General features: G+C 39.0%; 12 protein-coding genes. All 12 read left to right on the top strand.

Annotated elements, in window-relative coordinates; translation table 11 throughout:
- Nucleotides 1–806, top strand: an 806-nt coding sequence (gene hprK / locus ON15_RS03210) for an HPr(Ser) kinase/phosphatase (RefSeq protein WP_010580046.1), incomplete at its 5' end; no start/stop codon positions are given.
- Between the two features lie 13 nt (nucleotides 807–819).
- Complete coding sequence (lgt, locus tag ON15_RS03205) at nucleotides 820–1659, top strand: prolipoprotein diacylglyceryl transferase (protein WP_010580045.1); 840 nt, start codon at nucleotides 820–822, stop codon at nucleotides 1657–1659.
- A gap of 11 nt (nucleotides 1660–1670) precedes the next feature.
- A complete protein-coding gene (locus ON15_RS03200; RefSeq protein ID WP_010580044.1) occupies nucleotides 1671–2684 on the top strand; it encodes an NAD(P)H-dependent glycerol-3-phosphate dehydrogenase in 1014 nt (337 codons plus the stop codon).
- A gap of 91 nt (nucleotides 2685–2775) precedes the next feature.
- Entirely contained in the window at nucleotides 2776–3708 is a 933-nt protein-coding gene (gene trxB, locus ON15_RS03195) for a thioredoxin-disulfide reductase (protein ID WP_010580043.1), read from the top strand.
- A 109-nt stretch (nucleotides 3709–3817) separates the two neighbouring features.
- Nucleotides 3818–5545, top strand: coding sequence for a phospho-sugar mutase (locus tag ON15_RS03190; RefSeq protein WP_010580042.1), 1728 nt, complete (start codon nucleotides 3818–3820; stop codon nucleotides 5543–5545).
- A gap of 221 nt (nucleotides 5546–5766) precedes the next feature.
- A complete protein-coding gene (locus tag ON15_RS03185; RefSeq protein WP_010580041.1) occupies nucleotides 5767–7203 on the top strand; it encodes a nicotinate phosphoribosyltransferase in 1437 nt (478 codons plus the stop codon).
- Nucleotides 7204–7332: 129 nt separating this feature from the next.
- A complete protein-coding gene (uvrB, locus tag ON15_RS03180) occupies nucleotides 7333–9354 on the top strand; it encodes an excinuclease ABC subunit UvrB (RefSeq protein ID WP_026049461.1) in 2022 nt (673 codons plus the stop codon).
- Between the two features lies 1 nt (nucleotide 9355).
- Complete coding sequence (uvrA, locus tag ON15_RS03175) at nucleotides 9356–12193, top strand: excinuclease ABC subunit UvrA (protein ID WP_010580039.1); 2838 nt, start codon at nucleotides 9356–9358, stop codon at nucleotides 12191–12193.
- Nucleotides 12194–12263: 70 nt separating this feature from the next.
- Nucleotides 12264–12737, top strand: coding sequence for an S-ribosylhomocysteine lyase (locus tag ON15_RS03170; RefSeq protein WP_010580038.1), 474 nt, complete (start codon nucleotides 12264–12266; stop codon nucleotides 12735–12737).
- A 114-nt stretch (nucleotides 12738–12851) separates the two neighbouring features.
- Complete coding sequence (rapZ, locus tag ON15_RS03165; RefSeq protein ID WP_010580037.1) at nucleotides 12852–13736, top strand: RNase adapter RapZ; 885 nt, start codon at nucleotides 12852–12854, stop codon at nucleotides 13734–13736.
- The gene (locus ON15_RS03160; RefSeq protein ID WP_010580036.1) at nucleotides 13733–14755 is read left to right on the top strand and encodes a gluconeogenesis factor YvcK family protein; all 1023 of its coding nucleotides are present in this window, start codon (nucleotides 13733–13735) and stop codon (nucleotides 14753–14755) included. The genes rapZ and ON15_RS03160 overlap by 4 nt, the downstream gene beginning before the upstream one ends.
- Before the next feature lie 17 nt (nucleotides 14756–14772).
- Nucleotides 14773–15734 (top strand): DNA-binding protein WhiA (whiA, locus tag ON15_RS03155; protein ID WP_010580035.1); only part of this gene is annotated, 962 nt, incomplete at its 3' end.

Raw genomic sequence — 15734 nt, 5'->3', positions numbered from 1 at the left:
AATATTATCCAGCTGAAAGGATTCAACTGCTGGGAATGACGGAGATTTCGTATGCCCGTAAAATGGAAGAAAATAAAAAACAAACCGTTATGAAAAAGCTTTGCCAAGCAGATGTGACTCCGTGCTTCGTAATTTCACGTTATCTGCCTGTGCCAGAAGAACTTAATCAGGCTGCTCAAGCCACTCAGATTCCAGTTCTACGTTCGAAATTACCAACCACTCGACTTTCTTCTAAAATGACGGATTTTTTAGAATCACGTTTAGCACAGCGCCGTTCAATGCATGGCGTTTTAGTCGACATTTATGGCTTAGGGGTTTTGATCACAGGTGATTCTGGGGTTGGCAAATCTGAAACAGCCCTGGATCTGATTAAACGTGGACATCGTTTAATTGCTGATGATCGAGTTGAGGTTTATCAAAAGGATGAACAGACGATTATAGGTGAGGCTCCTCAAATTTTGCGACATCTTTTGGAAATTAGAGGAATTGGAATCATTGATGTGATGAATTTATTTGGAGCCGGAGCAGTTCGGACAGAAACAGAAATTTCATTGATTGTTCATTTAGAGAATTGGGGACCTGATAAACAGTTTGATCGTTTGGGTAGTGCGGAACAAAAAGTTCGACTATTTGATGTAGACATTCCCAAAATTTCGATTCCGGTTAAAATTGGACGCAACTTAGCGATTATTATTGAAGCTGCAGCAATGAATTATCGTGCAAAAACAATGGGTTATGATGCTACCAAGGCATTTGAAAGAAATTTAAATGCTTTGATCAAAGAAAACTCTACAAATAATAATTAAGGAAGTGCAAAGCTTGAATTTGATATTAGGTGCATTAAATCCAATTGCTTTTAAATTAGGTGATCTTGAGGTCCATTGGTATGGTATTATTATTGCCAGTGCAGTTGTCTTGGCAGTTTTTCTGGCAGTTCGAGAAGGTCAACGACGCGGATTGGATGAAGATGTTTTTTATGATTATATTCTCTGGGCAATTCCAATTTCATTAATTACAGCTCGGTTATATTATGTAACTTTCCAATGGTCATATTACAGCCAGCATCTTAATGAAGTCTATCAAATTTGGGATGGTGGAATTGCGATTTATGGTTGCTTGATTGGAGCAATTATCGTAGTTATCTTTTTTTGTCGCCATCGCAATGTACCAGTCTGGTTATTTTTGGATGTAGCGGCCCCGACTGTTATCTTGGCACAAGGAATTGGTCGCTGGGGTAATTTTATGAATCAAGAAGCTCACGGACGACCAACAACGCTGACATTTTTACAAGATTTGCATTTGCCGACCTTTATTATTCAACAGATGAAAATTAATGGAGTTTATTATCAACCAACTTTTCTTTATGAATCACTTTGGGATATTTTAGGCTTTATTGTTTTGATCAGTTTGCGTCATCGGCAAAAGCTATTTAAACGTGGCGAAGTTTTCTTTAGTTACGTTATTTGGTATTCCTTTGGTCGTTTCTTTATTGAAGGAATGCGGACTGACAGTTTAATGCTTGAATCATTGCGGGTTTCACAGTGGCTATCCGTGGTGCTTTTCATTGGAGCAATTTGTTGGCTATTGGCACGGCGATACTGGCATCCATTAGAACCTTGGTATCTAGATGGAGTTACACGGTTTGATCAAGAAGTTTAGGAGTGAATATTTTGAAAATTGATAAAGTAGCTGTCATTGGCGCTGGATCTTGGGGAAGCGTTCTGGCTAATGTTTTAGTTCAAAATGGTTTGAAGGTTCAAATCTGGACCAGAGAAAGTGACCAAGTCAAAGAACTGAATGAACAGCATACAAATCGGCATTATTTGCCGGAGTTAAAATATGATCAACGGTTAGTTGCAACGGCCGATCTTCAATTAGCAGTTGCTGGTAAAGATGTAGTAATTATTGCGGTGCCAACCAAGGCTGTGCGTGATGTAGCTGGCAAAATTGATCAAATTTTGCAGCAACAAACTAAAAAACCGCTAATTGTTCATGTTAGCAAAGGACTGGAGCTGGGAACACATAAAAGAATTTCACAAGTCATTGAAGAAGAAATACCAGCTAATGACTGTACTGGAATTGTTGTTTTATCAGGGCCAAGTCATGCTGAAGAAGTTGCTCGTAAAGATATTACTTTGATTACAGCAGCTGCTAAAGATTTAACTACGGCAAAGACGGTTCAACAATTGTTTATGAATAATTATTTTCGGGTCTATACTAATGACGACATTATTGGAGTTGAATTAGGAGCAGCATTTAAAAATATTATTGCTTTAGGAGCGGGGGCGTTGCATGGTTTAGGCTACGGTGATGATGCGAAAGCAGCCTTGATGACGCGGGGATTAGCTGAAATTTCCCGTTTAGGCGTCGCAATGGGAGCAAAAGCCAAAACTTTTCTTGGCCTATCTGGTGTTGGCGACTTGATTGTGACCTGTACGAGTGTTCATTCGCGTAATTGGCGGGCCGGTAATCAACTAGGAAAAGGTATTCCCTTAAAAGAAGTTATTAATAATATGGGAATGGTGATTGAAGGAATATCAACGACCAAGGCTGCTTATGAATTAGCTCAACAGCAGCAAATTGAAATGCCAATTACTGAAGCTATTTACGATGTTTTATACAATGACCGGAATGTCAAACAAGTAATTGCAGAATTAATGCAACGCGAAGGAAGATCAGAATAGGAGCAGAAAAATTGCGTTAAGTTATTTGTTAGATATAATCTAATTTGTGCTTAGTTTGGATATAAAATAATAGAAGAAAGAAGGAGCAAGTGTGGAAGCAAAACATTATGATGTGATCGTCATTGGCGCTGGACCTGGTGGCATGACGGCTGCTTTGTATGCTTCAAGAGCTAATTTGTCAGTTCTGCTGCTTGATCGTGGAATCTATGGCGGCCAAATGAATAATACTGCCGAAGTCGAAAATTATCCGGGATTTAAATCTATTTTAGGCCCCGATTTAGCCAAAGAAATGTATGCCAGTGCAACTCAATTTTCTGCAGAATTTGCCTATGGAAATGTCGAAAAAGTAACAGTTGATGAAACTGGAAAAAAATTAATTAAAACTGATAATGGCGAATTTGAAACCGAAGCTTTAGTTATTGCAACTGGTTCCCAATATAAAAAATTAGGTGTCCCCGGTGAAAAAGAATATAGTGGTCGAGGAGTTTCTTACTGTGCAGTTTGTGATGGTGCTTTTTTTAAGAATCAGGATGTGATTGTAGTTGGTGGCGGTGATTCAGCAATTGAAGAAAGTTCATATTTGGCTCAGCTGGTTTCTGAAGTCAATGTTATTCACCGCCGTGATCAGTTAAGGGCTCAAAAAATCTTACAAGATCGAGCTTTTGCTAATTCCAAAATCAAGTTTACGTGGAATACGATTGTGACCAAGATTAAAGGTGATGGAAAAAAGGTTACCAGCGTAATGACGCATAATAAAAAATCTGGTAAAGATCAGGAAGTTCCAGTTCATGGGGTTTTCATTTACGTTGGCTTGTTGCCAGTCAGTGAACCGTTTGCTGATTTAGGAATCACTGATCAAGCTGGCTGGATTTTGACCAACGATCAAATGGAGACTTCTGTGCCAGGAATTTTTGCAATTGGTGATGTACGAAAAAAGCAGTTGCGTCAAATTGCTACAGCAGTCGGTGATGGTGGAATAGCGGGGCAAAATGCCTATAATTATTTAGAATCGTTGAAAGATTAATTTAAGTTTTGAGCAGGCATCCTTTTTAGGATGTTTTTTATTTTAAAGCATTTTTATAGTATACTTAACTTGAAATAAATTGTGATTATTTTTTAAGGAGAGTGGTATCATGAGTTGGCAAAATACTTATCAAACTTGGGTCAAATATCCAAAACTTGATCCCGAATTAAAGGCTGAATTAATGGCAATCAAGGATCAACCTGAAAAGCAAGCAGAGGCTTTTTATGCACCACTTGAGTTTGGTACCGCTGGAATGCGGGGGGTGATTGGTGCAGGCATTAATTGCATGAATATCTATACTGTTCGTCAAGCAACAGAGGGGTTAGCTCGCTTTATGGATACACTTGATGAAAAAACAAAGCAACAAGGTGTGGCAATCAGCTTTGATTCTCGTCACCATTCCAAAGATTTTGCCCATGAAGCAGCCCGGGTATTGGGAGCACATCAAATTCCCAGTTTTGTTTTTGAAAGCTTGCGTCCAACGCCAGAATTGTCGTTTACTGTTCGGCATTTAAAAACATATGCCGGAATTATGATCACAGCTAGTCATAATCCAAAACAATACAATGGTTATAAAATTTATGGCCCCGATGGTGGTCAGATGCCACCTAAAGAATCAGATTTAATAACTAAATATGTTCGTCAAGCTGATGATTTATTCGCAATTAAAGTAGTTGATGAAGAGCAGTTAAAAGCAACTGGCTTAATGAAAATTATTGGTGATGATGTTGATCAAGCTTACTTAGCGGAACTTGACCAGGTCACGATTAATCGGAAGTTAGTTGCTAAAGAAGGTAAAACTTTAAAATTAATTTTTACTCCTTTGCATGGGACTGGAGCAATGTTAGGTGAAAAAGCTTTAAAGCAAGCTGGTTTTACTAATTTCACTATGGTCAAGGAACAAGCAGTTGCAGATCCTGAGTTTTCAACAGTCGTTCATCCTAATCCAGAATTTCCAGAAGCTTTTGATTTGGCAATCAAGCTGGGTAAAAAAGAGGATGCTGATTTATTGATTGCCGTTGATCCAGATGCTGATCGATTAGGAGTAGCAGTTCGTCAACCAAATGGTGAATATCAATTATTGACGGGCAATCAGATTGCGGCCTTAATGTTAAATTATATTTTGAAAGCTCGCAAAGCAGCACAGAGATTGCCGAAAAATGCAGCGGCAGTCAAATCAATTGTTTCAAGTGAGTTTGCTACAGCGATTGCTCAAGATTATCAGGTTAAGATGGTCGATGTTTTAACCGGTTTTAAGTTTATTGCAGAACAAATCAAAAATTTCCAAGCAACTGGCTCACAGACGTTCATGTTTGGTTTTGAGGAAAGTTATGGTTATTTGATTCGTCCATTTGTCCGTGATAAGGATGCGATCCAGTCGTTAGTGATGTTAGCAGAAGTTGCTGCTGATTATAAGAGTCGTGGGATGAATTTATATGATGGTCTACAGGAGTTATTTGAAAAGTATGGCTTCTTTGCCGAAAAAACAACACCAATTACCTTTGATGGAATTGATGGCCCAGAAAAAATTGCCAACTTGATGAATAAGTTCCGTCAGGAAGCTCCAAAAGATTTCGCTGGGCAAAAAGTTGTGGCGACTGCTGATTTTCAAAACTCACAAAAGAAATTGGCTGATGGAACCACAGTTGACATTGATTTACCAAAGTCAAATGTTTTGAAATATTACTTAGCTGATGGTTCTTGGATTGCTGTTCGGCCTTCTGGAACTGAACCAAAAATTAAATTTTATATTGGTACCCAGGCTGACAAGCAAGCTGAGGCTTTTGCTAAACGCAAAGCATTTGAGGCAGCTTTGAACCAATTTGCTGAACAATAAATTTGTTTTGAATTAGTGATTCGGCTTCAAGTTGCTTAAACTAGGATGCTAGTTTAAGCAACTTGAGGTCGTTTTTTTTAATTTTTTTAAAAACACTTAACTGAATTAGCAACCATTATCTTTAGTTTGACAGCATTGGCAAAGATCAGACTTGACATGTTAGACGCATTAGTATACCTTGTTTTTTAAGGATGTCTTGACAGAATTGTTTGGAGGAAAAGATGAAGACGCGTAATTTAACGCTGTTGTTAGATTTTTATGAACTGACGATGGCTAATGGATTTTTTAAAGAAAATCCTGAAAAAATTGGTTATTTTGATTTGTACTTTAGAAAAGTCCCTGATCAAGGAGGATTAGTTGTTTATACGGGGTTAGATCAAGTTATTAATTATCTCAGTAACTTGTATTTTAGTGATTCAGATATTAAATTTTTACGACAATTGGGGACTTTTGAAGAAAAATTTTTGAAGTATTTGGAAAACTTTGATTTCAAATGTGATGTTTGGTCAATGAAGGAAGGTACACCAGCTTTTCCAAATGAACCATTGTTGACCGTTAGAGGACCATTATTACAAGCTCAGCTTTTAGAAACGATGCTGTTGAATATTATCAATCATGAGTCTTTAATTGCGACTAAGGCTCGCCGAGTTTGCATGGTTGCTCACGGCCGTAAAGTTATGGAGTTCGGTTCACGGCGTGCACAAGGAGCAGATGCTGCTACCTATGGAGCACGGGCGGCTGTTATTGGTGGTTGTTTTGGAACTGCTAATGTTTTAAGTGCTAAAGAGTTTGGGCTAAAGCCAATGGGGACAATGGCTCATAGCTGGGTTCAGTCTTTTCCAAGTGAAATAGAAGCATTTGAAGCTTGGATGCGTGTTTATCCGCATAATTGTTTGTTATTAGTTGATACGTATGATGTCTTAAATTCAGGTGTTCCGCATGCTATTGAAGTCTTTCGGCAGTTAAAACGGCAAGGAATTGATGGCCCATTTGGAATTCGAATTGATTCTGGTGATATTACTTATCTGACCCGTCAAGCACGCAAAATGCTTGACCAAGCTGGCTTTGAATCAGCTACTATTACAATCTCCAATGCTCTCGATGAAGAAGTTATTCAAAATGTTTTAGAAGAAGGGGCTCAGGTCGATAGTTTTGGTGTTGGTGAAAAAATGATTACTGCTGCTTCAGATCCAGTTCTCAGCGGCGTTTATAAAATGGTTGCGATCCAAGAAGAAGGCAAAATCATTCCTAAAATCAAGCTGAGCAATACAGTTGAAAAGACGACCATTCCGGGTTTTAAACATCCTTATCGTCTTTATGATGAAGAGGGCAAGGCCCGTGGTGATTTGCTGTTGGCAGCCGATGAAAAGGTTCGAGCTAATAGTCGAATCTACAATTCAGATCCAAATAAAACGATTCAAATTCGTCGCTTGAAAAATTGGAAATTAAAACCATTACACCAACAAATTTATACTGCTGGCAAGCTGGTCTATCAACAGCCAAAGACTTTGGAAGTTAAAGCTTATTCTCAAGCGAAGGTTAAAGAGTTACCAGAAGCTTGTCTGCGGTTGAAAAATCCTGATATTTATGATGTCTTTTGGTCAAAACGAATTCGTGAACTAAGAACTAAAATGATTGAAGAGTTTACTAGCAAATAGCATTTTAGTAGTCGGTGCGTGCGAAAGTATGTTCGCTGTGTTAAAATGAATAAGCATGATGATGGACTGTGACAAGGTGCTTGTGTCATGGCCCATCTTTTATCTGAAATAAAAAGTGAGGGACAGTCAGTGATTGAAAGACAAACAGATCACAAGTTTGAATTAGTTTCTTCATATCAGCCAACTGGTGATCAGCCACAAGCAATTAAGCAGCTTACTCAAGGTATTTTAGCTGGTAAAAAAGCACAGATCCTGTTGGGGGCAACTGGCACAGGTAAAACTTTTACGATTTCAAATGTCATTCAAAAAATTAATCGACCCACCTTAGTTTTGGCTCACAATAAGACACTGGCTGGACAATTGTATAGTGAGTTTAAAGAGTTTTTTCCGCATAACGCGGTCGAATATTTTGTCAGCTATTATGATTATTACCAACCTGAAGCATATGTACCTTCAAGTGATACGTACATCGAAAAAGATGCAAGTATCAACGATGAGATTGATAAATTACGTCATTCAGCAACTAGTTCACTGTTAGAGCGCAATGATGTAATTGTCGTTGCCTCAGTTTCCTCGATTTTTGGTTTAGGTGATCCTCATGAATATAAAACCCATACATTGTCCTTGCGTCAAGGGCAACAATTGGAGCGTGATCAGTTGTTGCGGCAACTAGTCGGTATTCAATTTGAGCGGAACGATGTTGATTTTCAACGTGGCCGTTTTCGTGTACATGGTGATGTTGTCGATGTTTTTCCAGCTTCACGGGATGAACATGCTTTAAGGATTGAATTTTTTGGTGATGAGATCGATCGAATTTGTGAGTTTGATGCATTAACCGGTGAGATCATTACTGAGCGGACACATGTTTCGATTTTTCCAGCAACGCACTTTATGACTAATGAAAAAACAATGGAACGGGCACTTAAACAAATTCAGGCTGAGTTAGCAGCCCGTTTAACTGAACTAAAAACCGCTGGCAAGTTGCTTGAAGCACAACGTTTGGAGCAACGGACGACTTATGACATTGAAATGATGCGAGAAATGGGCTATTGCTCCGGAATTGAAAATTATTCGCGACATATGGATGGAAGAAAACCGGGAGAGCCCCCATATACTTTATTAGATTTCTTTCCTAAAGATTTTTTGCTAGTTGTCGACGAATCACACGTGACAATGCCGCAAGTTCGTGGAATGTATCATGGTGATCGAGCACGGAAACAAATGCTGATTGATTATGGTTTTCGGTTACCAAGCGCCCTTGATAATCGGCCGTTGACTTTAAATGAATTTGAAAAGCACGTCCATCAAGTGGTTTATATGTCGGCTACGCCAGGCCCTTATGAATTGGCTCAAACAGATAAGGTCGTGCAACAGATCATTCGGCCGACTGGTTTGTTAGATCCAGTAATCGAGGTTCGGCCAATCATGGGACAAATGGATGACTTAGTCGGTGAGATTAATTTGCGAATTGAACGCCACGAACGTGTTTTTGTGACAACTTTAACTAAAAAAATGGCGGAAGATCTGACTGATTATCTTAAAGAATTGCAGATCAAAGTCAGGTATTTACATTCAGATGTTAAAACGCTTGAGCGGACGCGAATTATTCGTGATTTACGTCTAGGGAAGTTTGATGTACTTGTAGGAATTAACTTATTACGGGAAGGAATTGATGTGCCAGAAGTTTCGTTAGTTGCGATCCTTGATGCCGATAAGGAAGGTTTTTTACGCAGTGAGCGCTCTTTGATTCAAACGATTGGTCGAGCAGCTCGAAATGAGCATGGTAAGGTGATTATGTATGCTGATGAGATTACTGATTCAATGAAGGCAGCCATTGAGGAAACTAAACGACGCCGACAAATTCAAGAAGAATATAATAAGCAACATCAAATTACTCCGCATACAATCAAAAAGAAAATTCGTGATTTAATTTCGATCAGTAAACCGGTCAAAGAGAAAGATAGACATCAACAAAGTCTAACAGAAAAGGCTTTCGCTGATTTAGCACCGAATGAACAGCACCAAATGCTAAATGATTTGCAAGAACAAATGCGTTTAGCCGCTAAGAAACTTGATTTTGAGGCAGCTGCGACTTTGCGTGATACGATCATTGAACTAAAAGGTCAAAGCAAAAAGGGAGGCAAACACTAACTTGAGTCAAGATAAGATAGTGATTCATGGTGCCAGGGCACATAATTTGAAGAATATTGATGTAACGATTCCTAAAAATAAACTGGTAGTTATTACTGGCTTGTCGGGATCCGGTAAAAGCTCATTGGCATTTGATACTTTATATGCTGAAGGACAGCGCCGCTACGTTGAAAGTTTGTCGGCTTACGCGCGGCAGTTTTTAGGGCAAATGAACAAACCAGATGTAGATGCGATCGATGGTTTGTCACCAGCAATTTCAATTGATCAAAAAACTACTTCTAAAAATCCGCGTTCGACAGTTGGAACTGTTACTGAAATTAATGACTATTTGCGTTTACTGTGGGCGCGAGTCGGAACCCCGATTTGTCCGAATGATGGTCATTTGATTACCAGCCAATCGCCGGAACAAATGGTCGATCGAATTTTAGAATTACCAGAACGGTCCAAGGTCCAATTGTTAGCTCCAGTTGTGCGGTCTAAAAAAGGTCAACAAAAAAATGTTCTGAATAAGATTAAACAGTCGGGCTTTGTTCGCGTTAGAGTTGATGGGCAGACCTATGATCTTGATCAAGTACCGCAACTTGAAAAGAATAAACAGCATGCAATTGACGTGGTGGTTGATCGTTTGATTATTAAACCTCAGATTCGTTCGCGGTTATTTGATTCGGTTGAGGCTGCTTTACGATTATCTAATGGTTATTTGAATGTTGATGTAATTAATGGTGAAATGCTACAATTCTCAGAGAATTTTGCCTGCCCTTATTGCGGCTTTACAATTAGCGAAATGGAACCGCGCCTGTTTTCTTTTAACGCTCCTTTTGGAGCTTGTCCTGATTGCGATGGTTTAGGCATCAAGTTAGAAGTCGACCAAGATTTGATTGTCCCAGATCCGACTAAAACCCTCGCTCAAGGAGCCATTGTTCCCTGGAATCCAATTAGTTCTAATTACTATCCAGCTTTATTAAAACAAGCTTGTCAGGCATTTAAGATTCCGCTGGATGTGCCATTTAATCAGTTATCTGCCGCACAACAAAAACAGCTTTTATTTGGTCAGCCGCGTCGAACTTTTCATTTCCATTATGAAAGTGATTTTGGCGGGGTGCGCGATGTTGATACTCAGTTTGAAGGTGTAATTCCAAATATCAACCGTCGCTATCATGAAACCAATAGTGATTTTACGCGTGATGTTATGCGGAAATATCTAACGAGTTTAACTTGTCAGACTTGCCATGGTTATCGATTAAATCGACAAGCGTTAGCCGTTAAGATCGGTCAAAAAAATATTGGCGAGGTGTCGGATTATAACATTCAACAAGCACTCACCTTTTTTAAAGAACTTAAGTTTAAAACTCAGCAGCAAAAAATTGCTCAGCCCATTTTAAAGGAAATTATTGATCGCTTGTCCTTCTTAGTGAATGTTGGTCTAGCATATCTAACATTAAGCCGTTCAGCACGGACTTTGTCGGGTGGCGAAGCACAACGAATACGACTAGCAACGCAAATTGGCTCAAATTTATCGGGTGTGCTATATATTTTAGACGAACCGTCAATTGGCTTGCATCAGCGTGACAATGATCGGTTAATTGCTTCTTTAAAGCAAATGCGTGATCTGGGAAATACGTTGATTGTTGTTGAACACGATGAAGATACGATGAAAGCTGCTGACTATCTAATTGATATGGGTCCGGGCGCCGGCAGTCATGGCGGTCAGATAATGGCAGCCGGTACGCCAAAACAAGTTGCTCGTTCCAGTAAATCATTGACGGGCAAATATTTAGCTGGCAAGCGTTTTATTCCAGTGCCGGCTAAAAGACGGATTGGCAATGGTAAGTTTGTTAAACTTTTTGGAGCTGCCGCTAATAATCTAAAAAATATTGATGTGAGTTTTCCGTTAGGTACACTGACGGTCGTTACTGGCGTTTCAGGATCGGGAAAATCAACTTTAGTTAACTTGATTCTAAAACGGGCCTTAGCGCAAAAATTAAATGGCAGTTCAGCTAAGCCAGGAAAGTATCGCAAAATCACTGGCATTGAAAATTTGGAAAAAGTGATTGATATTGATCAAACACCGATTGGTCGGACACCGCGTAGTAATCCTGCAACCTACACCAGTGTTTTTGACGATATTCGCGCTTTATTTGCGCAAACTAATGCAGCTAAAATGCGCGGTTATGGAAAAGGTCGCTTTAGTTTTAATGTAAAGGGTGGCCGTTGTGAAGCTTGTCATGGTGATGGGATCATTAAAATTGAAATGAACTTCTTGCCAGATGTTTATGTTCCTTGCGAAGTCTGTCATGGGACGCGTTATAACTCTGAGACACTGGAAATTGAATATAAGGGAAAAAATATTGCCCAAGTTTTAGATATGACTGTTGCCGAGGCACTTGAATTTTTTAAAGCAATTCCCAAAATTAGTCATAAATTACAAACAATTGTTGATGTTGGCCTTGGGTATGTTAAGCTGGGCCAGCCAGCAACAACTTTATCTGGTGGTGAAGCACAACGAATGAAGCTTGCCGCTGAATTGCATCGCAAATCAAACGGGCAAACTTTCTATATTCTAGACGAACCAACAACTGGTTTGCATAGTGAAGATATTCGGCGTTTGTTGCAAGTCTTGCAACGTCTGGTTGATAAAGGAAATACAGTTTTAGTGATTGAACACAATTTAGATGTGATCAAAAGTGCCGATTATTTGATCGATTTAGGTCCAGAAGGCGGTGATGGCGGCGGGAAAGTCGTGGCAACCGGAACTCCAGAAGAAATTGCTCAAGTTAAAGATAGCTATACCGGTTTTTATTTGAAGCAAGTGTTGGAGCGGATGAAATCTTTACAGTAAATAAAGCGATACTTGCATTTTTAACTTAAAATGATTAGAGTTAAGTTGAATATGTATTGGAGGGATTTAAGTGGCAAAAGTTGAAAGTTTTACTTTAGATCATACTGCCGTCAAAGCACCTTATGTTCGGTTAATTACGGTTGAAACAGGTCCTCAGGGCGATAAAATCTCTAATTATGATCTCCGTTTAGTACAACCCAATGAAAATGCAATTCCAACAGGTGGTTTGCATACCATTGAGCATATGCTGGCTGGTTATATTCGTGATCAATTGCCAGGGGTCATTGATTGTTCGCCGTTTGGTTGCCGCACTGGTTTTCATCTGATCGTCTGGGGTGAACATGACACACAAACAGTTGCTAAAGCTTTGAAGTGGTCGCTCGAACAAATTGTCAAGGCATCTTGGGAAGATGTTCCAGCTACTGATATTAAGAGTTGTGGCAATTACCGGGATCATTCATTATTTTCGGCTCAGGAATGGTGCAAAAAGATTTTAGCAGAAGGAATTTCTTCTGACCCATTTGAACGGCGGGTAGTTGAATAATTTAAGAATAAATTTGAAGCCGGCTTGAATTTGAAGCCGGTTTTATTGTATTAATAGCCAAAAATAAATCCTGCATGATATAATACATTGAAGTTTGAAAGAGGGACGAAGAAAATGAAAAAAGCAATTCAATTGGTGGTGATCACAGGAATGAGCGGTGCCGGTAAGACCGTGGCTGTTCAGAGTTTTGAAGATCTGGGCTATTTCTGTGTTGATAATATGCCACCAGCACTGTTGCCAAAATTTTGGGAGTTAGTACGTGAATCTGGCAAAGTTAATAAAGTGGCGTTAGTAATTGATTTGCGTTCTAGGGCTTTTTATGATGAAATTGTGGAAATGTTGCGCAATATAGGCAACCGGGAGTTTGTTGACGCTAAAATTCTATTTTTAGATGCTTCGGATGCAGAACTTGTTGCTCGCTATAAAGAAACACGTCGTTCCCATCCATTGGCGATGGAAGGCCGTTTAATGGATGGAATTCGTTTAGAAAGAGATTTATTGCGAGAAATTAAAATGCGAGCTCAGTTAGTAGTCGATACCAGCAGTTTAACACCACGTCAATTACGGGAAGAAATCTTTCACAATTTTCAAACTGCAGAGACTGCTTCGTTTCACATCGAAGTACTTTCCTTTGGCTTTAAATATGGTTTGCCAATTGATGCTGACATTGTGATGGATGTTCGATTCCTGCCAAATCCTTACTATGTACCAGCGTTGAAAAATAAGACAGGGCTTGATCAAAATGTTTATGATTACGTAATGAAGTCGGCAAAGACGGAAGATTTTTATCAATTATTTATCAAAATGCTTAAAGGGATAATCCCTGGCTATGAACAAGAGGGAAAAACTAGTTTAACAGTTGCGATTGGCTGTACGGGCGGTCAACATCGATCAGTTGCTTTAGCAAAACGAGTTGGCAGTGAATTAAAAGGAGAATATCCAGTTAAAATCAATCATCGCGATATTGATCGCAGAAAGGAGACTGTTAACCGCTCATGACATTTTATACGAAAGCCAAGCGTCGGCCGCCGCGGATTGTAGTTATTGGTGGCGGGACCGGTTTGCCAGTAATTTTACGAGCTTTTCGCCAACAAAAGGCGGAAATTACTGCCGTGGTAACTGTTGCTGACGATGGGGGATCTTCCGGTGTAATTCGTGACTTTATTAATGTTGTGCCACCTGGAGATATTCGTAATGTGTTGGCAGCACTTTCAAATCTCCCAGAAATCTACAAAAAGATTTTTCAATATCGCTTTGATTCACAAGATAAATTTTTTTCCGGTCATGCAATTGGCAATTTAATTATTGCTGCTTTATCGGAAATGAATGGTGACGGAATTTTTAATGCAGTTCAAGAATTGGCTAAAATGATGAAAGTTGACGGCCATATTTATCCGGTATCAAATGAGCCTTTGGTTTTGAATGCTGTTTTTAAGGATGGCACCCAACTTAGTGGAGAGTCTGAAATTTCTGCAGCTGGAAAAATGATTGAACGAGTTTGGGTAACTGCTGCAACAAATAAGCGGCCGGCAGCTGTGCCAGAAGTGATTGATGCTATTTTACATGCCGATCAAATCGTGTTAGGACCAGGCAGCCTTTTCACCAGTATTTTACCAAATTTAATGATTTCTAACGTAGGAGCAGCTGTTTGTCAAACGCAAGCTGAGGTTGTTTATATTTGCAATATTATGACTCAAAAGGGAGAGACAGAGCATTTTAGCGATGCTGATCATGTTCGAGTTTTGAATCGTCATTTAGGCAAAAACTTTATTGATACGGTTTTAGTAAATACGCAACCGGTCCCGCATGATTATTTGGATCATCAAAAATATGATGAATATTTGTATCAAGTTAAACATGATTTTAATGGATTGCGTGCGCAGGGCTGTCGGGTAATTTCCGATAATTTTCTTGAATTACGTGGACACGGTGTTTTCCATAACGGTAATCAAGTTGTTGACGAATTAATGAAGTTGACTAGTCGACCGCTTTCCTGGATTGATGATGAATTTAATTAAAGAAAGGAGCGATAGGTTTGTCTTTTGCAAGTGATGTCAAAAAAGAGCTAACTTTGCTTGAAGTTCGTCAAATGAATGCTAAAGCTGAATTAATGGCGCTGATTATGATGAGTGGATCTTTGAGCTTGGCAAATCATCGTTTTGTTTTAAATGTTCAGTCAGAGAATCCAGCAATTGCTCGCCGAATTTATCGTTTGTTGAAAAAGCTTTACGCAATTGAAAGTGAAGTCTTAGTTCGACGGAAAATGAAACTCAAGAAAAATAATTTATACATTGTGCGTTTAAAAAAGGGGACAGAGGAAGTTTTAACTGATTTAGGAATTTTTGATGGACATCAAATTACTCGACAAGCAGCAGTTGGTTTACTTCATCGTGATAGTCAGATTCGCTCGTATTTAAGAGGAGCTTTTTTGGCCGCTGGTTCAGTTAATAATCCTGAAACAAGCCGTTATCATCTGGAAATTTATTCTTTGTATGAAGAACAGAATGATTTGATTTGTCAATTGACCAATCGGTATCATTTAAATGCCCGCAAAACTGAACGTCGTAGTGGTTATATTACTTATTTAAAGGAAGCTGAAAAAATTGGTGAGTTTTTATCATTAATTGGTGCAACTAGTGCGATGCTAAAGTTTGAGGATATTCGAATCGTTCGTGATATGCGAAACTCTGTGAATCGCATCGTTAATTGTGAAAATGCTAATTTAAATAAGATTGCTGATGCTTCTAATCGGCAAGTTGTTAATATTAATTTCATTAAAGATCAGATTGGATTAAATCAGTTACCACCTAAGTTGCGTGAAATTGCGCTAGCTCGCCTGTCTCATCCAGAAATTTCACTGAAGGAATTGGGAGAAGTAGTTCCAAATGGACCAATTTCAAAATCAGGTGTTAATCATCGACTAAGAAAAATTAACGAGTATGCTACTGCTTTAAGAGAAGGCAAAAAATTTCGAATCTATAAAAAAACTGCTTTAAT

It is taken from the genome of Liquorilactobacillus vini DSM 20605 (assembly GCF_000255495.1).
Lineage (GTDB): Bacteria > Bacillota > Bacilli > Lactobacillales > Lactobacillaceae > Liquorilactobacillus > Liquorilactobacillus vini.
The sequence above is the reverse complement of the archived record's forward strand: the minus strand, read 5'-3'. Positions and strand labels throughout refer to the sequence as shown.